The 21,581-nt window shown below is 66.7% G+C and carries 21 protein-coding genes and 1 tRNA gene; 11 read left to right on the plus strand and 11 right to left on the minus strand.

Translation table 11 applies throughout. The features are described 5' to 3' along the window. Nucleotides 1-8: 8 nt before the first annotated feature. The 9 genes from AC59GX_RS02295 (at nucleotide 9) to AC59GX_RS02335 (ending at nucleotide 8,325) form a co-directional block, all read left to right on the plus strand. Nucleotides 9-824, plus strand: coding sequence for a Cof-type HAD-IIB family hydrolase (locus tag AC59GX_RS02295; RefSeq protein ID WP_426282493.1), 816 nt, complete (start codon nucleotides 9-11; stop codon nucleotides 822-824). Beyond that, nucleotides 821-1,564, plus strand: a complete 744-nt coding sequence (locus tag AC59GX_RS02300) for an HAD-IIB family hydrolase (RefSeq protein ID WP_093399819.1) — start codon at nucleotides 821-823, stop codon at nucleotides 1,562-1,564. The genes AC59GX_RS02295 and AC59GX_RS02300 overlap by 4 nt, the downstream gene beginning before the upstream one ends. A gap of 4 nt (nucleotides 1,565-1,568) precedes the next feature. Next, nucleotides 1,569-2,036, plus strand: a complete 468-nt coding sequence (locus tag AC59GX_RS02305; protein ID WP_093399817.1) for a GreA/GreB family elongation factor — start codon at nucleotides 1,569-1,571, stop codon at nucleotides 2,034-2,036. Beyond that, the gene (locus AC59GX_RS02310; protein ID WP_055881387.1) at nucleotides 2,036-2,218 is read left to right on the plus strand and encodes a hypothetical protein; all 183 of its coding nucleotides are present in this window, start codon (nucleotides 2,036-2,038) and stop codon (nucleotides 2,216-2,218) included. Before AC59GX_RS02305 ends, AC59GX_RS02310 begins: the two co-directional genes overlap by 1 nt. Before the next feature lie 501 nt (nucleotides 2,219-2,719). Then, entirely contained in the window at nucleotides 2,720-3,844 is a 1,125-nt protein-coding gene (locus AC59GX_RS02315) for a BaiN/RdsA family NAD(P)/FAD-dependent oxidoreductase (RefSeq protein WP_426282900.1), read from the plus strand. A 56-nt stretch (nucleotides 3,845-3,900) separates the two neighbouring features. Next, nucleotides 3,901-5,670: a DEAD/DEAH box helicase gene (locus AC59GX_RS02320; RefSeq protein WP_056055171.1), complete on the plus strand. Its 1,770-nt coding sequence runs from the start codon at nucleotides 3,901-3,903 to the stop codon at nucleotides 5,668-5,670. A gap of 166 nt (nucleotides 5,671-5,836) precedes the next feature. Next, nucleotides 5,837-6,307 carry a YaiI/YqxD family protein gene (locus AC59GX_RS02325; protein ID WP_426282492.1) on the plus strand — a complete coding sequence of 157 codons (471 nt, stop codon included), beginning with the start codon at nucleotides 5,837-5,839 and terminating at the stop codon, nucleotides 6,305-6,307. A gap of 71 nt (nucleotides 6,308-6,378) precedes the next feature. Beyond that, entirely contained in the window at nucleotides 6,379-6,765 is a 387-nt protein-coding gene (locus AC59GX_RS02330) for a lysozyme inhibitor LprI family protein (RefSeq protein WP_497300734.1), read from the plus strand. Between the two features lie 348 nt (nucleotides 6,766-7,113). Continuing rightward, nucleotides 7,114-8,325 carry an acyltransferase family protein gene (locus AC59GX_RS02335; protein ID WP_497300735.1) on the plus strand — a complete coding sequence of 404 codons (1,212 nt, stop codon included), beginning with the start codon at nucleotides 7,114-7,116 and terminating at the stop codon, nucleotides 8,323-8,325. A 182-nt stretch (nucleotides 8,326-8,507) separates the two neighbouring features. Here AC59GX_RS02335 and AC59GX_RS02340 read toward each other — a convergent pair. The 8 genes from AC59GX_RS02340 to AC59GX_RS02375 all read right to left on the minus strand — a co-directional run bounded on the left by AC59GX_RS02340 (nucleotide 8,508) and on the right by AC59GX_RS02375 (nucleotide 14,949). Then, a tRNA-Arg gene (locus AC59GX_RS02340) sits at nucleotides 8,508-8,584 on the minus strand. A 51-nt stretch (nucleotides 8,585-8,635) separates the two neighbouring features. Continuing rightward, complete coding sequence (gene nth / locus AC59GX_RS02345) at nucleotides 8,636-9,337, minus strand: endonuclease III (RefSeq protein WP_426282489.1); 702 nt, start codon at nucleotides 9,335-9,337, stop codon at nucleotides 8,636-8,638. Nucleotides 9,338-9,341: 4 nt separating this feature from the next. Then, nucleotides 9,342-10,112 (minus strand): 4-hydroxy-tetrahydrodipicolinate reductase, encoded by a 771-nt coding sequence (gene dapB / locus AC59GX_RS02350; protein WP_426282488.1) that lies wholly within the window; start codon nucleotides 10,110-10,112, stop codon nucleotides 9,342-9,344. 93 nt (nucleotides 10,113-10,205) lie between these two features. Continuing rightward, nucleotides 10,206-10,970: a nucleotidyltransferase family protein gene (locus AC59GX_RS02355; RefSeq protein WP_426282487.1), complete on the minus strand. Its 765-nt coding sequence runs from the start codon at nucleotides 10,968-10,970 to the stop codon at nucleotides 10,206-10,208. Further along, nucleotides 10,967-11,875: a hypothetical protein gene (locus AC59GX_RS02360; protein WP_426282486.1), complete on the minus strand. Its 909-nt coding sequence runs from the start codon at nucleotides 11,873-11,875 to the stop codon at nucleotides 10,967-10,969. Before AC59GX_RS02360 ends, AC59GX_RS02355 begins: the two co-directional genes overlap by 4 nt. Beyond that, complete coding sequence (locus AC59GX_RS02365) at nucleotides 11,872-12,963, minus strand: diacylglycerol/lipid kinase family protein (protein ID WP_426282485.1); 1,092 nt, start codon at nucleotides 12,961-12,963, stop codon at nucleotides 11,872-11,874. Before AC59GX_RS02365 ends, AC59GX_RS02360 begins: the two co-directional genes overlap by 4 nt. A gap of 85 nt (nucleotides 12,964-13,048) precedes the next feature. Next, complete coding sequence (locus AC59GX_RS02370) at nucleotides 13,049-13,510, minus strand: DUF2141 domain-containing protein (RefSeq protein WP_426282484.1); 462 nt, start codon at nucleotides 13,508-13,510, stop codon at nucleotides 13,049-13,051. A gap of 86 nt (nucleotides 13,511-13,596) precedes the next feature. Then, nucleotides 13,597-14,949 (minus strand): lipopolysaccharide biosynthesis protein, encoded by a 1,353-nt coding sequence (locus AC59GX_RS02375; protein ID WP_426282483.1) that lies wholly within the window; start codon nucleotides 14,947-14,949, stop codon nucleotides 13,597-13,599. Between the two features lie 114 nt (nucleotides 14,950-15,063). Between AC59GX_RS02375 and asnB the strand changes: the two genes are divergently transcribed. Continuing rightward, nucleotides 15,064-17,010, plus strand: a complete 1,947-nt coding sequence (asnB, locus tag AC59GX_RS02380; RefSeq protein WP_426282482.1) for an asparagine synthase (glutamine-hydrolyzing) — start codon at nucleotides 15,064-15,066, stop codon at nucleotides 17,008-17,010. A gap of 179 nt (nucleotides 17,011-17,189) precedes the next feature. Here asnB and AC59GX_RS02385 read toward each other — a convergent pair whose 3' ends face one another. From AC59GX_RS02385 to AC59GX_RS02395, 3 genes are all read right to left on the minus strand, one after another. After that, entirely contained in the window at nucleotides 17,190-18,314 is a 1,125-nt protein-coding gene (locus AC59GX_RS02385) for a CDP-alcohol phosphatidyltransferase family protein (protein WP_426282481.1), read from the minus strand. A gap of 153 nt (nucleotides 18,315-18,467) precedes the next feature. Beyond that, nucleotides 18,468-19,580: a CDP-glycerol glycerophosphotransferase family protein gene (locus AC59GX_RS02390; protein ID WP_426282480.1), complete on the minus strand. Its 1,113-nt coding sequence runs from the start codon at nucleotides 19,578-19,580 to the stop codon at nucleotides 18,468-18,470. Continuing rightward, a complete protein-coding gene (locus AC59GX_RS02395; RefSeq protein ID WP_497300738.1) occupies nucleotides 19,577-20,317 on the minus strand; it encodes a phosphocholine cytidylyltransferase family protein in 741 nt (246 codons plus the stop codon). The genes AC59GX_RS02390 and AC59GX_RS02395 overlap by 4 nt, the downstream gene beginning before the upstream one ends. 112 nt (nucleotides 20,318-20,429) lie before the next feature. On the opposite strand from AC59GX_RS02395, the gene AC59GX_RS02400 reads away from it, so the two are divergent. After that, entirely contained in the window at nucleotides 20,430-21,503 is a 1,074-nt protein-coding gene (locus AC59GX_RS02400) for a mechanosensitive ion channel family protein (RefSeq protein ID WP_426282478.1), read from the plus strand. Nucleotides 21,504-21,581: the final 78 nt, after the last annotated feature.

Consider the following 21,581-nt stretch of genomic DNA (forward strand, 5'->3'; position numbering starts at 1 on the left):
GCGGTGGCATGAGCGGGGCAATCAAGCTGCTGGTCTCCGATGTCGACGGGACGCTCGTCGACAAGGAGAAGAAGGTGACGCCCGCGACCGTCGATGCGGTCAAGCGACTGAAGGCGGCGGGTCTCGGCTTCACGATCATCAGCGCACGCCCGCGTTCGGGGATGATGCCGATCGCGGACTTGCTCGGCATCGACGAGCCGATGGGCGCGTTCAACGGCGGGATCGTATTCAAGCGCGACGGCACCGTGATCGAGCACCACATGATCGACGTCGATGTCGTTCGCGGCGCGATGGAGATCATCGGTGACGCGCCGGTCGACACGTGGTTCTTCGCGGATGACGTCTGGTATGCCAGCACCGACCAGGGCGGGCATGTCGGCAGCGAGAAGAAGGCCTCCGCGCAGGACCCGGTGATCGTCTCCGACTTTACCGACCTGCTCGCCAAGGCCGACAAGGTAACGTTCGTCAGCGATGATGAGGATTTGTTGCGCGACCTGCACGCGAAGGTCGCCGCCAAGTTCGATGCGCAGGCGACGATCGTCCAGTCGCAGACCTATTATCTCGACATCACGCCGGTGGCCGGCAACAAGGGCAGCGGGATCGAGGAACTGGCGGACGCGTTCGGCATCAGCTTGACGCAGACCGCGGCGATCGGCGATCAGGCCAACGACATCGCGATGCTCAAGCGCGCCAAGTTGGCGATCGCGATGGGCAATGCGCCGCAGACCGTCCGTGACGTCGCGCACGAGATTACCAGCGCGAACGATGCCGATGGCGTCGCGCACGCGATCGACACGTTTATCCTTACTGGAGTTTCCGCATGAAAGAGTTGGTTGCCTTCGACCTCGATGGAACGCTGGCCGAGAGCAAGCAGCCCTTGCAGGAGCCGATGGGCGAGGCGTTGGCGAATCTGCTCGACGTCGCGCATGTCGCGGTGATCTCGGGCGGCGACTGGCCGCAATTCGAAAAGCAGGTCGCGTCGCGCCTGCCCGAGCGCGCCGATCGCACCAAGCTGTGGCTGATGCCGACGACGGGCACCAAACTGTACCGGTTCGATGGCGAATGGCGCGCGGTGTATGCCGAGCTGTTCGAGGAGGACGAGAAGCAGAAGATCCTCAAGGCGTTCGACGAGTCGTTGGAAGCTACCGGGTTCGTGCCCGAGAAGACCTGGGGCGAGCGGATCGAGGATCGTGGTAGCCAGATCACGTTCTCCGCGCTCGGCCAGGAAGCGCCCATCGATGCCAAGCACAGCTGGGATCCGGACTTCGCCAAGCGCAAGGTGATCCAGGCCGACTTGCAGAAGCGCCTGCCGGGGCTGTCGATCAACATGGGCGGCGCGACCTCGATCGACATCACGCGCGAAGGTGTCGACAAGGCTTACGGCCTGAAGAAGCTCAACGAGGCGAGCGGCATCGCGCTCGACAAGATGATGTTCATCGGCGACGCGATCTTCCCGGGCGGGAATGATTATCCGGCCGAGCAGCTCGGGCTGGACGTCGTGAAGGTGAAGAACGTCGACGGCACGCTCGCGGCGATCGCCGGAATCGTCGCGTGCCTGAAGTAAGGGCATGAGCGTCGCCTTCCGTCGCGAGAGTGACGAGGAACATCTCGAACCCAAGTTCGAACAGCCGATCGCGCCGGGGCCCAATCTGGTCACGGCGCGGGGGTTGCGATTGCTTGGCGAACGGGTGACGGAAATCGAGGCTGCGGTTGCGGCCGAGACCGACGAGGAGGCGCGCAAGCTGTTGCTGCGCGACCTGCGCTATTGGCACACGCGCCAGACGACCGCCGAACTCGCGCCTTTGCCGGAAGAGGACGAGGTCGGGATCGGTTCGCGCGTTCGCGTTCGGATGAACGGCGCGGAGCGCGTAATTGCGATCGTCGGTGGTGACGAGGCCGAGCCTGGCGAGGACCGGCTGGCGTTCTCGGCACCGCTGGCGCGCGCGCTGATGGGCGCGGCGGTTGGCGAGACGGTCGCGTTTGCGGACAAGCCGGACGCGATCGAGGTTCTGGCGATCGACAAGGATGACGGCTGATGGCTGAAGCGAAATTCGAACGGCACCGTCAGGCGTGGACGCAGGACGAGATCCAGAAGCTGCATACGCTGGCGAAGAAGGGCATGGCGTTGAAGGCGATCGCTAAGGCGCTGACCCGGAGCGAGGAATCGGTGAAGGTTCGGGCGAAGGAAGACTCGTTGAATATTGCGAAGCTGCGGTAGCGGCTGAGGGCACCTAGCCCTCTCCCCGGAGGGGAGAGGGAGTAGAAGGGGCGTTATCGTCTCCTCCACGCCGTCGGAGGCTTCCGGGCCCCCGCATGGCGCCATTTCGAACGGTATCACCGCGAGAGACATTGCCGCGATAGGCGCCGCGCCCCCGCCCGAATGGCACCACCCCGGCGGAGGCCGGGGCCCAATTGGAAAGGTCGGAGTAACTGCGCGCAACCTGCGTCATTGCCGTCCCCCAATTGGGCCCCGGCCTTCGCCGGGGTGGTGCTAGCCAGCGGATCGGGATATTTCGCTGACTGCAGATCACCACTTATGTGGCCCCGCCCGAACACGCTACCACGGCCACCCCTTGTTCTCCCGCGAAGGCGGGAGCCCAGTCTGGGTCCCCGCCTTCGCGGGGAAACATTTTAATAGGCGGCCGCTGACCGAAGCCGCACGGAGCTCCACTTGTCCGAATACGACGCCATAATCCTCGGGGCAGGCGCAGCCGGCCTCATGTGTGCCGCCGTCGCCGGCCAGCGCGGGCGGAAGATCCTGCTCGTCGATCACGCCGACCAGGCGGGCAAGAAGATCCTGATCTCCGGCGGTGGACGGTGCAATTTCACCAACGTCCACACCGCCGCCGACCGCTACATCTCCGCCAACCCGCATTTCGCCAAGTCCGCGCTCGGCCGCTACACCGCGCAGGATTTCCTCGCGCTCGTCGAATCCTACGGCATCGCTTGGCACGAGAAGACGCTCGGACAACTCTTCTGCGACGGCTCCGCGAAGCAGATCGTCGAGATGCTCCTCGACGAATGCGACAAGGGCGGCGTCGACCTGTCGCTCGGCCGCGCGATCACCGGAGTCGACCACGCAGACGGCCGCTATCGCGTATCGCTAGACGGCCGCACCGTCACAGCCCCCGCCTTGGTCATAGCAACCGGTGGCCCATCAATCCCTAAGATGGGCGCAACCGGGTTCGCCTATGATCTCGCACGGCAGTTCGGGTTGAAGGTCGTCGAGCCACGCCCCGCACTCGTCCCGCTGACGCTCGGCGGCGATGAAACGCTCTTCCGCGAACTCTCCGGCGTCGCGGCCGAAGTCGTCGCCACCGCCGGCAAGACCGCATTCCGCGAGGCGGCGCTGTTCACGCACCGCGGCCTGTCGGGCCCCGCGATCCTCCAAGTCTCGTCCTACTGGCGCAACGGCCAGCCCGTCGGGATCGATTTCCTCCCCGATCGCGAGTCCGGCTGGCTCCCCGCCGCCAAGCGTACCACGCCGCGCGCGACTCTGCGGAAACTGCTCGGCAGCACGCTCCCGGACCGACTCGCGGAGACTTTGAGCGAGCGTTTGGGCATGACGAACGAGATTTCCACGCTCACCGACCGCAAGCTCCAGGACGCCGAACGCGCGCTAAGCCATTGGCAATTCACGCCGAATGGCTCCGAAGGCTATGCCAAGGCCGAGGTCACCGCGGGCGGAATCAGCACCGCGGAACTGTCATCGCAAACAATGCAAGCCAAACGCGTACCAATGCTGTATGCAGTCGGCGAAGCGGTCGATGTCACAGGGTGGCTCGGCGGCTACAACTTCCAATGGGCATGGGCGAGCGGGTGGGCCGCGGGTCAAGTCCTGTAGGGACCACCACGCCAGTGCCTTGCCGTTGCGTAAGCCGGCCACCAATTAGGACGTACATGCCTTTTACAAATATTCCGTCGCTTCTTTCCGAGGCGCTCGAAGCGCGCGGCTATACCGCGCTCACCCCCGTCCAGGCTCATGTGATCGAGGACAACGCGATCGGTCGCGATCTCGTCGTGTCGGCGCAGACCGGCTCGGGCAAGACCGTGGCGTTCGGCCTGGCGATGGCCGGCGAACTGCTCGGTGAAGCCGGCGAGGACGGCGTCCAGCGCCTGCCCGCACCGCACAAGCCGCTCGTCCTCTGCATCGCACCGACTCGCGAGTTGGCGCTTCAGGTCAGCCGCGAGTTGATGTGGCTCTACGCCAAGGCCGGTGCGCGCATTTCGACCTGCGTCGGCGGCATGGACGCCTCGAAGGAGCGTCGTTCGCTCGCCCACGGCGCGCATATCGTCGTCGGCACGCCGGGTCGTCTGCGCGATCACCTCGAGCGTGGCGCGCTCGACCTGTCGGCCCTCAAGGTCGCCGTGCTCGACGAGGCCGACGAGATGCTCGACATGGGCTTCCGCGAAGACCTCGAGCAGATCCTCGACGCGTCGCCTGAAGCACGTCGCACTTTGCTGTTCTCGGCGACGATGCCCCGGCCGATCGTCGCGCTCGCCAAGCGCTACCAGAAGGATGCGCTGCGGATTTCGACCGTCGGCGAGGATCGTGGTCATGGCGATATCTCGTACCAGGCCGTCACGGTCTCGCCGTCCGAGATCGAGCATGCGGTGATCAACCTGCTGCGCTTCCACGAGGCGGAGACGGCGATGCTGTTCTGCGCGACGCGTGACAATGTGCGTCACCTGCACGCGAGCCTCGTTGAGCGTGGCTTTGCCGCCGTCGCCTTGTCCGGCGAGCATTCGCAGAACGAGCGTAACGCTGCGCTTCAGGCGTTGCGCGATCGTCGTGCGCGCGTCTGCGTCGCCACGGACGTTGCGGCTCGCGGTATCGATCTGCCGACATTGTCGCTGGTCGTGCACGTCGAACTGCCGCGCGATGCCGAGACGCTCCAGCATCGCTCGGGTCGTACCGGTCGTGCGGGCAAGAAGGGCACCGCCGTCCTGATCGTGCCGTTCCCGCGTCGCCGTCGCGTCGAGATGATGCTTCGTGGTGCGAAGATCAACGCGGAGTGGGTCAACGCCCCGACCGCGGAGGACATCCGCAAGAACGATCACGAGCGGCTGATCGGCATGCTGTTGCAGCCGGTCGAGGTCGAGGAGGAGGATCGCGCGCTCGCCGTCCGCCTGATGGCCGAGAAGACGCCGGAGGATATCGCCGCGGCGCTGGTGCACATGCACCGTGCGACGATGCCGCAGGCCGAGGACCTGATCGACCAGAGCAAGCAGCCGACTCAGGACGAGCGTTCGCAGGGTCCGCGCGCGGGCTTCGAGGACACGGTCTGGTTCCGGATGGACATCGGTCGTCGCCAGAACGCCGATCCGCGCTGGATCCTGCCGCTGATCTGCCGTCGCGGGCACATCACGAAGTCGGAGATCGGTGCGATCCGGATCGGTCCGAACGAGACGGCTTTCGAGATTCCCCGCGCGGTTGCGTCGCGGTTCTCGGCGGCAATCCAGCGGACGGCACAGGCTGGCGAGGAAGAGAGCGGCGTTGCCATCGAGGCGATGCAGGGTGCGCCGGAGAGCGGTGCTCGGCACGATGGCGGCGGCGGTGGTCGCAGCAATGCGAGCGGCCCCCGCTCGACGCTGCACCGTGCGGCACCGCGTGGCGGTCCGGCTCCTGCACGGAAGCCCCCGTACCGCGGCAACCGCGAGCGCAGCTGAGGACCTCGGCGCGTCCTTTCCAATGGGGGAGGGCGCGTCGCCCTCAAGAACTCCGTCATCCTGACGAAAGTCAGGATCCAGAGTAACGAACGCCGCCCTGCTTGATCCTGGATCCTGACTTTCGTCAGGATGACGGGAGCGGGTGGGGCGGTTTGGGATGTGTACGATGACGAACGTATCTTCCAGCGCGATCCGCATCTTGGTCGACGCCGATGCATGCCCCGTCAAAGACGAGATCTACAAGGTTGCATGGCGCCACGAAGTCCCCGTGACGATCGTCGCCAACAGCCATTTCCGCATCCCCGTCCACCCGCTGATCTCGCGCATCGTGGTCAGCGACGGGTTCGACGCGGCCGACGACTGGATCGCCGAACAGGCCGATGCGAAGTCGGTGGTGATCACCGCCGACATCCTGCTCGCCGACCGCTGCGTGAAAGCCGGCGCAACCGTACTCGCCAACACCGGCAAGCCCTTCACCACCAGCTCGATCGGCGGCGCGATCGCCACGCGCGCGATCATGGCCGACCTGCGCGCGGGCGGCGACATCATCGGCGGCCCCGCACCCTTCTCCAAGACCGACCGGTCGAGCTTCCTCTCCGCGCTCGATGCCGCGCTGGTCCGGCTGAAGCGCCGCTAGCCGGAGCGTAGACAGAGCGGCTGGCCCGTCGCTACACTCCCGCCACCGATCATGCGGCAGGGGAGAGCGCGATGCAGTGGAAGATGTTGGCGGCCGCGGCGGCGGCGGTTGTAGTTTCAGCCGGGGCGCCTCTCCTCGCACAGGTGGCACCCGCCGGGATATCCGACCGGTACACGGCGTGCCAGGCGCGGGCCCGCGGCAACACGGTGCAGGGCGGTATCTGCGCGCAGACCGAAATGGCGTCGCAGGACGCGCGGCTGAACAAGGCCTATCAGGAGGTCATGCGGCAACTCGCGAGCCGACCGGCGCAACGTATCGCGTTGCGCGACGAACAGCGATCCTGGCTCAAGGCGCGCGACTATGAGTGCAAGATCGATGGAGAAACGATCGACACCGCCTGCCTCGTTACAAAAACCGCAACCCGCGCGAGCGAACTGGAACGCAAGATCCGCTTCTAACGGCATTCCGCGGGGGGCAGGGCTGCGAGCGCGCGCGGCGGATCGAGCCCGGTCCGCTATGCTATCAGCCGTCGTCGCCAGCAAGCGACCCGACCAAAAGGCTGGCCCACCGGAGCGGTAACATCAGGCCGAATGAAGATGATGGCCGGCCACACAAACCTGTGGGCTTCCGACAAACTGGCTAACCGTTCGCGCCAGCAGCGACGACTAGGGTGTGCGTAAGATGCTCAAACGCAAAGGATGCCAGTGGTAAGCCGAACTGATTGACCCGTTTTGGGGCCATTGTAAGATACCGAGTTTGCTAGAAAAAGTTTCGCCGCGTACAAGTGTCTTGGAAGCGGGGGAGCAATGACAGCAGCTGGCATGGGGCGCATCCCCTTCGACGGCTCGCGCCTTCCTCGCTCCGGCCGGATCGAAACGCTTGATATGCTGCGCGGATTTGCCGCGTTGCTCGTTCTGTTTCAGCACCTTGCCGAGACCATCATAGCGACGCACGCGCTTCCCCTTCCGATCGAACAGGCCGGCGTGCTGCTGTTCGACGGCATCTTCCACTTTGGGCGGTTTGGCGTCGCGCTGTTCTTTCTGATCAGCGGGTTCGTCATCCCGTTCAGTTTTCGCACCGATCGTCCGGTCCGCGGATTCGCGATCAGCCGCGCATTTCGCCTGTATCCCGCCTATTGGCTGTCGTTGGGCGTCGCGCTGCTGGTGCTGCATATGACAGGCGCGCCGGCTCCTGCGCCGGTGACGATCGTGGCCAATGTGGCCATGGTCCAGCATTATGTCGGTCAGCCCGATATCGTCGTCGCCTATTGGACGCTGGCAACGGAACTGGCGTTCTACGTGCTGGCGGCCTGCCTCGTTGCCTGGGGGGTGCTGCGTGCGCCGTTCGTCTTGGCCGGAGGAATCGTCGCGCTGTTCGGTGCAGCGCTGTTGCTCGCACTGGCGTCTCATCTGGTCGACAAGCGGCTGCCCGCCGACCTGCCGCTGAACTTGGGGCTAATGTTGCTGGGAACGATGCTGCGACTGGCGATGCTCGAGCGTAATGCGATCGCGGTGCGTCTGGCGGGGCGTCTCTGCGGCCTCTTCCTGGCGATCGTGCCCGTCGTCCAGTTCATGACGGTCCCGCCGGTCGGCGCCGCAGGTTTCAACCTGGCACCGACTTTAGGGTATATTGGTGCGCTGCTGCTGTTCGTGGGAGTCGTCGGCGCTGGCTCGGATAGCAGCCGCGCGATCGACGGCCGTTCGGTTTACCGGCGTGTGGCAAAGTGGTTCGGGACCATCTCGTATTCCGTCTACCTGTTCCACGGACCGGTGATCCTGGCGTGCGGCACGATCCTGATCGCGGGCGATCCGGGTTCGGCATTACGCTATGTCGCGGTCGTGCTGAGCGCGACGATCCTCATCGCGGCAGTCGTTTATCATGCCGTCGAAGAGCCGATGGTGCGACTAGGCCACCGCATGATCCGACGGCCTGTACCAGCGCAAGCGCCGGGTCTGGCAGAGCCGATCCCCGCGACCCCCACGGCCGGCCCGATCTTCGTCGAGACGGAGTTCCGCTAGCAGGTCTCGAAAAGCCGCTGCACGACGATCCACACAAACCGGTTGTTTGAACCGACAGATCAACGCGTGGACCGCGCATACGACCTAAAGCGAGGTTGCGCGGTACAGCGCGCGGCAGTCGACCAGCGCACGCCTGCCGACATCGCAGCAACAGGGCTTTTGACTAATCTCGAATTGAAGTTTGGTGCACCCGACTGGATTCGAACCAGTGGCCTCTGCCTTCGGAGGGCAGCGCTCTATCCAGCTGAGCTACGGGTGCCGGACGGTCCGCCTAGCAAAGCATAACGGCGCACGCCAGACGTTTTCGCGATCAGGCCTCGCCGGTTGCCGGATCGATGTCCGTCTGGGGAGCCGAGCTGGCAAGCGCTCGGCTCTTGGGCGGCGGGGTCTTGGGTTTGTAGGCGCACAGATCGCTGACGATGCAGCGCCAGCATTCGGGGGTCCGCGCCTTGCAGACGTAGCGGCCGTGCAGGATCAGCCAGTGATGCGCGTGCAGGCGGAACGGTTGCGGGGTGGCCTTGTCGAGCTTCAGTTCGACCGCGAGCGGGGTCTTGCCGCGGGCGAGGCCGGTACGGTTGCCGACGCGGAAGATATGTGTGTCGACCGCGAACGTCTCCGCACCGAACGCGACGTTGAGGACCACATTGGCGGTCTTGCGACCCACGCCGGGCAGGCGCTCGAGTGCGACACGGTCGTTGGGCACCTCGCCGCCATAATCGTCGATCAGCATCTGCGAGAGCGCGATGACGTTCTTCGCCTTGGTGTTGTAGAGCCCGATCGTCTTGATGTGGCGCTTCAGGTCTTCGAGGCCCAGCGCGACCATCTTCTCAGGCGTGTCGACGTCGCGGAAAAGGGCGCGCGTCGCCTTGTTCACGCCGACGTCGGTCGCCTGCGCCGACAAGGCGACCGCGACGACCAGCGTGTAGGGATTGACGAATTCCAGCTCGGTCTCGGGGTGCGGGTCGGCTTCCGCCAGACGCGCGTAGAACTCGATGACGTCGGCTTTCTTCACGCCCTTACAACCCGAGCACGTCGCCCATACGGTAGCGCCCGGCGGGCTGCCCAGCAAGCCAGATCGCCGCGCGCACCGCACCGCGCGCGAAGATCGAGCGATCGTCGCCGCGGTGGTTGAGTTCGATCCGCTCGCCTTCGCCCGCGAAGATCACGCTATGGTCGCCGATCACCGATCCGCCGCGCAGTGATGCAAAGCCGATCGTGCCTTCGGTGCGCGCGCCGACGAGCCCGGCGCGGCTGTCGACGCGGAGTTCGGCGAGCGTCGTGCCGCGGCCCTTGGCGGCGGCGTCGCCGAGCAGCAGCGCGGTGCCCGATGGCGCGTCGACCTTGTGCTTGTGGTGCATCTCGACGATCTCGACGTCCCAGTCGGACCCGAGACGCGCGGCGGCTTCGCGGACGAGAATACCGAGCAGCGTGACGCCGAGCGAGGTGTTGCCGGTCTGCAGGATCGCGATGTCCTTCGCCGCGTCGTCGATCATCGACTGGTGCTGCGGCGACAGGCCGGTCGTACCGATGACGATAGCGGTACCAGCGGCGCGCGCGGCGGCGAGATGCGCCTCGACTGCGGAGGGCGTCGAGAAATCGACCAGCACATCGGCGGTCCGGGCGAGCGGGTTCGGGTCCTCGCGCGCATCGACGCCGCCGGCGAGCGACGCGCCAGCCGCCTCGATCGCCTCGACGATCGCGCGGCCCATGCGTCCTGCGCTACCATAAATGCCGATCGAGGTCGTCGTGATGGCGGATGAGGCGGGTTGGGGCGCGAGCGTTTGCATGCGCGGCGCTTTGCACCAACCCGGCCTTCGGAAACAGGGGCGAACGGCAGGCCGAGGCATTTCTTCGCGGAATTGGAGTAGGCGGTCGGCGGCTCAAGCCTTTACGACGAGCGCCCGGACCAGGTCGAGATCGGCGGGCTTGTCGACGTCGACCGCGGCCAGGCCGAACGGGCTGGCGATCGCGGCGGCGTCGAGGCCGGCGAGACGACCGAGATGCGCGATCGCCGCGACCAGCGTCAGGCGACCCGACAGATACCGGAGCAGCGTGCCGATCCCGAGCCGCCGAACGATCCGCCATGGCCGCTTGCGGTCCGCCTCGACCTGCGCCCAGAGATCGAGTGCGGCGACCGAGCGCGGCGTTGCGAAGTAGAACAGGTTGCACCCCGACCACGCCCCGTCGGCAAAGCGCAAATAAGTGCGGCGCGTGCCCGGGGCAGCGGCTTCGATGACGTCCTGACGTGCGAGCAGGGCACCGACATCGGCCTGTGCGGGGACGTCGGCGAGGAAACGCGTCACCCATCCGGGCTGCAACAGCGCGTGGTCGGCGGTCGTGACCAGCAAGGGCGCGCCGAGCGCTTCGATGCCGTCGCGAACGCTGCGGCTCGGACCGGATGCCGCGTCGAGCACGATGAGGCCGAGCGCATTTGCCGCGGCACGGACCGCGTCGTCCGACACCGATACCGCGATCGTGCGCGCGCCAGCCTCTCGCAACGCCTGCGCGACGCGGGCCAGCAACGTCTCGCCGTCGAGCACGATCAGCGCCTTGTGCGAGACGCCCGCATAGGCTGCGACCGGATCCACGCCGCCGCGCGAGCCGGCGAGGATCAGCGCGTTGAAGCCGCGACCATCCGCGCTCATACCGTTTTCGGTCCGGTTTGCGCGCGCGCCCGCCAGACCCGCCAGAACACGCCCGGCGCGGCCAGGATCGGATGCTTTTCGCGCCACGGGGTCAGCGGCACCGCGACGCCGGTATGCCGCTCGACCTTCCACACGCCGTAGCGCGCGGCGCCTTCGAAGGTGAACGCCGCCCGCACCAATCGTGCCACGTTGAGCGGCTTGCCCGCACGACGGCGACGGCCCCACGCGCGCAGCAACGCGTTTCGTCGCGCTGGCGACAGATCGGGCTTCAGCATGCCAGCTTCGTCGCGATAGGCGATCCCGTCGGCGGTCCAGGCGAGCGGCAGGAGTTCGGCGTAGCGCCCCGGATCGAAGCCAAGGATCTGGCCCTCGCGGCCCTTGCGCTCGACTCGGAGTTCGGCGGCATAGGTCTGGCGGAACAGCGCCCGCCAATAATCGTCGGCGGTACCGGTCTGGGGGCCGAGCGCGGCGGCAAAGCGCGCGGCGGACTTCGCCGCATCGCCGATCGCCACGGCGACTCGGTTCGCGGTTGCCGGATCGCGGACCCAGACGAGCGCGGAGGGTTGCACGAAACGCGTCCAGATCGTCGTGTCGAGCGTTTGCGCGGCTGCCGCCTTGGCGAACGTCGCCAGCCGCATCGTCGCGATCTTCGCGCGCAACGTCTCGCCGTGCAGGTCGAACTCGCGGTAGCTGACGGTCGGCCACAGGCCGCGCTCGGGCGGGCCGGCGGTCAGCACGTAGAAGTCGAGCACGCCCTCGGTCTCGCCGGTGCGCAGGTTCGAACCGTAGAACAGAACCGCCGCGGTCTCGGGCGCGTCCCCTGCAAGTATCGCCGCGACGTCGCGGACGGCGGCGATGGTCGGGACGTGCAACTGACGGCGGACGACGTCGCCGAGCGTGATCACGGAACGACGAAACGCAGCGCGCGTGCCTCGCGGATGGTCAGGTCGCCGCCCGGATAGACTTCGCCATCGAGGATGAAGCCCGAGTCCATCGACAGGTCGAAGCTCGGCGAATCGATCCGGTGATACCCTGCACGATCAAGCCACGCGGCCGGCGAACCGGCGACGATCAGCGGCGTTGCGGCGGCGAGCCAACGCGGCGGCGCATCGACCAGCAAGGTCTTCAGTCCGCCGCGGGGCACGCCGAAAGGTCGTATCCCGATCGGCATCCGCTTCAGCGTCGACGCGAGAAGGATATAGCGGGCGCGATCGCTGTCCGTATTCCGACCCGCGGCATGAACGCCTTCGTCACCGCGCGACTCGAACCGGATCCGCATCCGGTTGCCCGCGCGCCACGAACTGTTCGCGCCCCCGAACAGGGTCTGCAGGATCGCCCAGCACAGTGCGAGGCCAACCGCGACGCCGTTGAAAGCGCCGGCGCGGTGGGTGCGCTGCGCCAGCGCGGTCGCGTCGACGAACGCGCCCGCACCCAGCAGGAAGCCGTGCAGCCGCGCACCGGTATCCTTGCGTATGACCTCGATCGGGCTGCGGATCTTGACGTTGCCCGCGCGCGCGGCGGTCAGCGCCTGGTCGAGCGTCCAGCTATCGGGGATGCCGAGATCGAGCGCGAGCGCGTTGGTCTTGCCCGACGGCACGATCGCGACGCGGGGGGCTGCACCAGTCCACACGCGCGCCGCAGCGGTCATCACGTCGCGGATCGTGCCGTCGCCGCCGTCGATCACCAGCAGTTCGATGCCGTGGCGCGCGAAATCGGTCAGCACTTCGGCGAGTTCGGCCTGCGTGCGCGGGGTCACAGCAAGCACGGTCCCCGACAGGAACGGCTTGGTCGCCTCGACGCTGCTGCGGTTGCGGTGGCTTTTCGGGTTGCAGATGATGCCCGTACGGATCTTCGCCGCCGCGTCGCGCGGACTCACGCCGTACCGCTCGGATGCCGACGGATCGAACATGCCTTCGGGCAGCCACGCCGGCGGCGCCGGTGGCGAAAGAGGGTGCCCGCCAAAGGCATGGAAGTTCGAAACAGCATCGGCCACGATATAAGATACCCGTCGCGGTACATAACCGCTACAAATTTGTGTCAGGAAGATTTCCGTTCCGCTGCAACCAGCGGATTTTGGATCACCGGCGATACCGCATTTTCATACGCACGACGGTCCCGGATGGGGCCAAGGCCGTGCGCGCCGCATCGAAAGACGGCAACCCGATCGAGGTCGGCGCATCGTTGGAAAAGCCGAATCCCTCTTTCGGCGCGAACAGCGTCCGGTTGAAATCATGGTCGCTATTCTCGTCGTGATATTGCGCGACCGCATAGTGGCCGGGCTTCAGCCAGAAGCACGCGCGCGGGCTGCTTGCCGCCACGCGCGCCCGCACCAGCTTGCCGCCCTTCGCCAAAAACCGTTTCTTGTCATCGGGATAGACGGTGAACGCGACCTCGCCGACGGCGTTGTGCATCGCCGTCGCCTCGACGATCAGCTTGGCGTTGCCGCCGCCGGGCGTACCTTCGCATGCCTCGGCAGCGTGCGCCGAGACGGGCATCAGCAGCGCCGCCGCGCCCAGGCTAAGGGAAACCACAGTCTTCATGACAGGACTTAAGCGCGGAAAAGATGGCCGGAGCGCGGCGCACAGATGACATTTGCGACGCGAACGGGGCGTTCGTCGTTCGCGCGCTACGCTCCGTCGACCGCCTGCGGCCCGGAGGGCGTACGCGTCATCCGCGCGGCGGCGAACCCGAGCAGGATCGCCACCGCGACCGAACCGACCGCGACCGCGGCTGCGACTCCGGTCGAATCGTAGGTCGGCATCAGCGCGAACGCGGTGACGAACAGCAACAGCACCCCGACCGCGCGAATCGCGAACACCGTGCCGGCGCGGTGCAGCGCGGTCATCACCGTGTCGAGGCTGACGGTGGCGAGGTCGAAGCACCCGGCGGCGGCGAGCCACAACAGCACCGGGTACGCGCCGACGAACGACTTGCCGCCGACGACCTTCAGGATCGGTTCGCCGACCAGCGCGACGATGGCGAGGATGACGAGCGCAGCCGCCGTGCTGGCCAGCATCGTCCGGATCAGGATGCGGCGCAGGCGCGACGGCTCGGCAGTGCGCACCGCGCGGACGATCTCGGGGAAGGCGGCGCGCGACAGCATCTGCGACAGTTTCGCCAACGCCTGCGCCAGCTGAGTCGCCAGCCGGAACGCACCCGCCGCCGCCGGGCCGATCGACGCGCCGACCAGCAGCAGCGGGATCTGCTTGCTCGACAGGCCCAGCGTCGCACTCGCGTTGGTGCTCAGCGAGAAGCGGACGATGCCCGGATTTTCATCGCGGACCTGCTGCCAGCTGCCCCGGCCGCTCGCGAGCAGGCGCAGGTCACCGCTTTTCGCAACCATGATCCAATAGGTCGCGGCGGTGACGATCTCGGCGACCGCCCAGGCGAGCATGAAGCCGCGGATCGTCGGTTCGACGATCATCGCCGCGCCCGCGCCGACGAAGCGCATGATCGGCGTCATGCTGTCCGCCACCGCCGACAACGAGAATTTGTCGCGCAGCCGCAGGATGCCGAGCGGGGTCGAGCGGATCGTGATCAGCTGCACCACCGCGAACATCAGCGTGTCGCGCATCAGGTCGGGCGGAATGCCGAACCCGTCGCTCCACGCGAACAGGATCGCCACGGTCAGCGCGGCGCCGACCAGCGCGCTGCACATGTCGAGGATCGCCGACAACCGGAGCAGCCGCGCGAGCCTGGGCGTGTCGCCGTGCTGGATCGGCTCGACGCCGTACTGGACGATGATCTGCCACGTCTGGAAGCCGACAAAGGTCGCCAGCGCCTGCGCGGCTCCCGAGATCAGCGCGAACCGGCCGAAATCGACCACCCCCAGCGTGCGTGTCGCGAACCCGAGATAGAACAGCGACAGGATCGCCAGCACGCTGCGACTGGCGAGCAGCCAGCCGAGGTTACGCGCCGCCGCCCGGAAAATCCCGGTCGAGCCGGTGGTAACCGGAATGGGCGCGGGGTCCTGAACCATCTGCGACCGGCCCCTAGAGCGCGATGGCGAGGGCGGCAAGATGCCCGGCGGTACTAGGGTGCCCCGGAGGTGACAAAGCGGCGGTCGGCTCCTAGACCGCGCGATCGGGCGGCGGTGCTGCCGTCATGCGAGGGATCGTTCGTCATCTGCGGAATTGCCGGCCTTTACGCACGAGGTGGCGGTGTCGTCTCGCCCCGCCTTATCACCGCGCAGTGCGATACGATCCTGCACCGCGGGCCCGACGACCAGGGCGTGATGACCGATGGCGATTTCGGCTTCGGGATGCGCCGGCTCAGCATCATCGACATCGAGGGCGGCCACCAGCCGTTCCATTCACCCGACCACCGCTATGCGCTCGTCTTCAACGGCGAGATTTACAATTTCCGCGAATTGCGGGGCGAGTTGCAGGCGCTCGGCCGCGTATTCGAGAGCGCGGGCGATACCGAGGTCATCCTCGCCGGCTACGAACGCTGGGGCGACGACGTCTGGGCAAGGCTCGACGGGATGTTCGCGGTCGCGGTGTGGGATACGCACGCCCGCCGCCTGACGCTCGCGCGCGACCCGATCGGGATCAAGCCGCTCTATTATACCGATCAGGCCGCGGGGTTCGCGTTTGGCTCCGAACTGAAGACGCTGACGCTGCTGCCGGGCATGGCGTTCGACGTCGATCGCCGCGCGCTCCACGATTATTTCAGCTTCGGCCATGTCCGCACCCCGCGCTCGATCTACGCGCAGGTCCGCACCCTGCCGCCGGGCCATGTGATGACCGTCGAGGCGAGCGGGACGCCGACGATGCGCGCCTATTGGACGCCCGCCTATCATCCCTCTGAACCCAGATCCGAGGCGGAGTGGATCGAGCGTTTCCGCGACGAATGGCTCGACACGATCGGCAAGCAGATGGTCGCGGACGTCGATGTCGGCGCATTCCTGTCGGGCGGCGTCGATTCGTCCGCGGTGGTCGCGGCGATGGCGCAGGTATCGGACCGCCCGGTGCGCACCTTCACGATCGGCTTCCCCGACCCGCGCTTCGACGAATCGCCGCATGCCGAGGCGATCGCGCGGCATCTCGGCTGCCACCACGTCACGCGCACGCTGGAGTTGGCGGATGCGCAGGCGATGCTGCCCGAGGTTCAGCATTGTTACGACGAGCCGTTCGCCGACCCTTCCGCGGTGCCGACTTGGTACGTCAGCCAGATCGCCGCGCAGGAGGTGAAGGTCGCGCTGTCGGGCGATGGCGGCGACGAGCTGTTCTTCGGCTACAAGCGCCACGCGACCGAACGCCGGATCGGTGCGCTGCCGGCACCGTTGCGCAGGCTCGCGCGCGCGCTCGATGCGGTACCGACCTTGCCCTCGCGCCATGCGAACGCAATGTTGCAGCGCTGGCGGAAAACCACCGGCAGCGCCGCACTCCCGAACGGCATCGCACGGTTCTTCGCCAAGACGCAGATCACGAACGAAGCCTTCCGCCGCGAGATATTCTCCACGGAGTTCATCGCCGAGGAAGAAGGCGGGATCGCCGCACTGGTCGCGGAATATTTCCCCGATCCCGACGCGATCTCGACCGACACGCTCGAACAGTTCGGCCTCGCCGACCTCGCGCTCAACCTCCCCGGCGCGATGCTGACCAAGGTCGACCGCGCAAGCATGGCGCATTCACTCGAGGTGCGCGTGCCGATGCTCGGGCAGGGGATGGTCGACCTCGCGCTGTCGATGCCCGCCGACATGAAGCTGCACGGCAAAATCGGGAAATACGTCATCCGCCAGGCCATCGCGCCGTGGCTGCCGGAAGGGATCCTCGACCGCCGCAAACAGGGCTTCCAGATGCCGCTTGCCGCGTGGTTCGCCGGCGATTTCGGGGCGTATGCCGAGCAACTCTGGCGCGACAGCGGCGTCCGCGAGCAAGGCATATGGCGCGCCGGCGCGGTCGACAAGGTGTTCGCCGATCACCGCGCGGGGAGGCGGGACTACAGCCGCTTCCTGTACGCGCTGGCGATCTACTGCCTCTGGTGGATCGGGCGACCGAAAGCCTTGCGCATCCCCCTTTCCGTTCGTGCTGAGTAGCGACCGAGTAGCTTCGAAGAAGCGTATCGAGGGCGCGTATTGAAGCATGGGTTCCGCGCGCCAACCTGTCCTTCGATACGCCGTCTCGATACGCTGCAAGAGCAGCTACTCGATGGCTACTCAGGACGAACGGAAGGGAGGGAAGTCGGCGTTAGCGGGTATGCGACCCCGCGAAGCGCTCAAGCCAGCCAGCTCACCAACGTCTCACCCTTCGCCTTGCGCACCATCGCCTGCACCAGCCGCACCAGATGCACCACCAACGAGATAGCAGTCCACGCGGCGACCCCGATGATCCCCCAGTCCGGCCGCGTCACCAGCAACCCCGCAAACAAGATCACCATGTTCGGATTGCGCCGCGCGGTGATCAGCCGGAACCAGCTGTCGAACCGCTCCCACACGTGGATATGCATCCCGAACCGGACGATGAACGCCCCCTCGATCAGCCGCTGCGCGACATAGCCGAACAGCATCGTCCCGATCACCGCCCAGAACACGCCGTCATCCAGCGGCCGCCCGTACGGCGCGCACCCCGCCGCCCAGGCCCACCACCAGAATGGCGGATGCACCAGATCGACGCCGTGATCCCACGCATTGCCGAGCTTCGACGAGGTGATCGTGCACCGCGCGAGCTTCCCGTCGACGGTATCGAGCACCATGAAGAACAGGCCCGTAGCGAGCCCGGTCCAGAACCAGCCATACCAGAACGCCACGGTCGCAACGATGCACAACACCGACCCGAGCGCGGTTACCTGGTTCGGCGTGATCCCGGCGCGCGCGCAGACCCGCGTGATCGCCAGCGCCCATTCCGGCCATAGATATTTGGTCAGCAGGTCGGTGACGCCCTTGTACGCACCGACATAGCTCGCCCGCTCGATGGCAGGCACCGCCGCGGGGGTCAGCAATTCCGCGAACGGCCGCTCGCGCTTGCGCAGCGCCTCGTTGAAGATGCCTTCCTCGGCCTCGGCGGCGATCACCGTCAGCCCGGTCACCAGCGGTGCCTCGCCGAGCATCGCCGCCGTCATCCGCGCACGCTCGTCGGCATCCCGGACATGCGCGAGCACGGGCACGCCGGTACGCGTCGCGACGGTGCCGGGCCGGGTCTTCAGATACGCGATCCACATCGGGTCGAACGCGTAGGCGAGGTTGGCGAGGATCACCGGGCCGGTGTCGCCATCGCCGTCGGTGGCCAGACCCTGCGCGACGCCGATCCGCCGGATCCGCTCGGCATTGGTCATGCCCCAGAGCAGCGTGTCATTCGCCCGGACGGTCCGGAGCGCTGGCGTAGGAGCTGTCGAATCTACCATGCCGCACCCGTTACCCGATCTGGTCGTGAAAGCGAGAGGGGCTCACGGTTGCCGATCGTATCTAGTTCCCCCGCGAAGGCGGGGGCCCAGGATCAAGCAGAGCTGCGGTCGGTACCCTGGACCCCCGCCTCCGCGGGGGAACAAAGCTGCTTGTTAGACCGACGGGGCTTCCAGTAGCCGAAGGATTTCCCCCGCAGCTCTCGCCGCGCCACCTTCGACCGCCCCCAGCGACCGCCCGGCAAACTCCGCCTGAACCGTCACAAACCCTGCATGCAGCAACGCCGACCGATCCACCGCCGCCACCACATCCGCAACGTCGCCAACAACCTCCCCACAAGCCCACATCGCGTAATTCGGATCGCCCCCCCAAGCGACACCCCCGGCATTGAGAAACACGCAAGGCCGCGGCCGCATGAGAAACTCGATCACCTGGCTCGACGTATCGCCCAGATACACGTCCGCGACGCCGGTATAGCTCCCGTCGACCATCGCGAACCCATCGATGTCGCAGTGCACATGCGCCAAGTCCCCGATCTCGCGCATCAAATTCGCCACCTCGGGCGCCCGTTCGACCAGTCGCTGGTGCGGCGCGAAGATCAGATTGTAGCGCCCGTCCGCGACGATCCGCCGCACCACCTCCGCCCCCCAGCGCCACCACGACGAGCGATGCTGCTGCCAATGCGGCGTATACAGAACGACCGGCCGCGTATCCGCGAACGGCGGCGCGGCGTGCGTCCGGTGCGTGAAGTCGGCCTTCACATAGCCGGTCGCGACGAACCGCTCGGGCGCAAACCCGCGGTCGAGATACGTCTGCCGCTCCAGTTCGCTCGGCACCAGAGTCAACGCCGCCGCCCGCCGCCGCGGATCGTCCCGCGCGCTCATCGAGCCGACGCCGTGCGACGTCTTTACGAACTTCGCGCGCATCGGAAACAGCCGCGGCAGCCACAGGCTCGTCTGCTCGGCACACACGACGACCGCCGCGCTGCGCAGATGCGGCAGCAGCCGCAGGAGCATCGGCATCTTCGCCGGCAGCACCGGATTGCGCCCGGTCCCATCGTCGGCAACCACGCGAAACCCCGGTGCCCGCCGGATCCGCACATTAGGGAAGGGCGCCGTCCACCGCGTCAGCAATGTCTCCTGCACCGACGTGCTCACCCAAAGCTCGATCGGCACGTCCGACTTCGCAGCGAGCGCCTCGACGATCGGATACAGATGCGGGATCAACAGCGTCTCGCCGAGAAACAGGAACGCGACCTTCCGTGTCATGACCCAGAAGCGCCGCCCACAGGCGCGTCATGATCGTGCTGCCACAGCGCGATGTCCTCCGGCCGGTCGATCTCCTGCCAGCGGACATTCCCTGCGATCCGCACCGCGCGGACGCCGACGGTCTCCGCGACGCGCCGGACGACGGCGTGATGATAGGCATGGATGCCATCCTCCTCGCCGATCACCGCGCGCAACGCCTCGGCATACGCGCCGCCGCCGGTCGACACGATCAGCCCGAGCGAGCGATCGGTCGCCTGGTGCCCGACCAGATGCTTGCCGACCGCGACGATAGCGTCGCCGTCCGCCTCGACCAGCATGTCGTCGAGCCCCGGCGTCGCCAGCGGCTCGATGACCAGCTTCACGCCGGATGCTTCATCGGCAAGCGCCGCGCGCAAAATCGCGGCATCGAACAGCGTGTCGCCGTTCATCAATGCAAACGGCTCTTCGAGAAATCCGCGCGATGCCCACACGCTACCGATGCTGTTGGCGATCGCCCAGAACGGGTTGAACACGAGTTCGGTGGGTACGCCACCGTCGCGCGCCGCCAGATGCGCCGCGACCTGCTCGATCCGGTACCCGCCGACGATCACCGCCCCCTCGAACCCGGCATCCGCCACCGCGTCGAGCTGGTGATCGAGGATCGCACGGCCGCCGACCTGCACGAGGCATTTCGGCGTCGTCAGCGTCAACGGCAGCAGTCGCGATCCGTGACCGGCAGCAAGGATGATGGCCTTCATGGGCGCGGACTTACGCACGAAGTGTGGCAGGAAAAAAGCTGCCATGTATCGCGAGTCGATGCTGCACTGCAGCGGAACATCCGCCGTCGCGCACCGTTGCGCCTAGATGCGCATGTTCAGATCGCTCCACATACCCCCCGAATGGGTCTGGCTGGAGAGCGTCGCCGTCGTCTCGGCGGCCGTCCTCGTCGCGCTGGTCGCGCATTGGCTGACAATGCGGATCGGCGGCCACGCCCAGCGTCGCTCGACTGCGAAGACCGACGGCCTCGTCCTTGCCCGCGTCCGCCGCCCGTTGCGCGCGGTGTTCGTCTCGGTCGCGGTCGCGTTCGTCTCGCGGATCCTGCCGATGGACAACGACATCGAGGATCTGTGGAAACAATTGCTTGGCTTCCTCGTCCCCGGGTTGCTCGGCTGGCTCGCGGTCGCGGCGTTGCGCGCGTTCCAGGACGTCATCGAGATCCGCGCCGACATCTCGGTCGAGGACAATCTCCGCGCCCGCCGCAAGCGCACGCGGGCCGCGATCCTGGGGCGCATAGGCACGTTCTTCATCATCTTCGTCAGCGTCTGCCTGATGCTGCTCAGCGTCCCCGGCATCCGCTCGATCGGCGTCACGCTGATGGCGTCGGCGGGTATCGCCGGCCTCGTCGTCGGTGCGGCCGCGCAGCCCGCGCTGAAGAACCTGATCGCCGGCGTGCAGATGGCGTTTACCGAGCCGATCCGGATCGACGATGTGCTGATCGTCGACGGCGAATGGGGCCGCGTCGAGCAGATCAACCTGACGTTCGTCGTCATTAAGATCTGGGACGAACGTCGCCTCGTCGTGCCCGTGTCAAAGTTCCTCGAACAGAGCTTCCAGAACTGGACGCGCGAGACGAGCCAGTTGATGGGGTCGGTGTTCTGGTATCTCGATCCATCCGCGGACGTGCCGCGGCTGCGCGAGAAACTGGGCGAGATCGTTACCTCGAACCCACGCTGGGACAAGCGGTTCTACAACCTCCAGGTGACCGACGTGAAGACGGACTGCATCGAACTGCGCGGGTTGATGACCGCGAAAGATGCGGCGATCGCGTTCGATCTCCGCTGCGACGTCCGCGAGGCCTTGCTGAAGTATATCCGCGAGGAAATGCCCGAAGCCATCCCGCGCAACCGCCTGCTGATGGCGCCCGACCCGGTGACGCGGACCTAAGGAATCCTCCCCCGTCAGGGGGAGGTGGCGCCGAAGGCGACGGAGGGGGAGGCACGCGCCACGTCCGTTCCGTGTCCT

It is taken from the genome of Sphingomonas sp. 320_CC, from assembly GCF_059691795.1.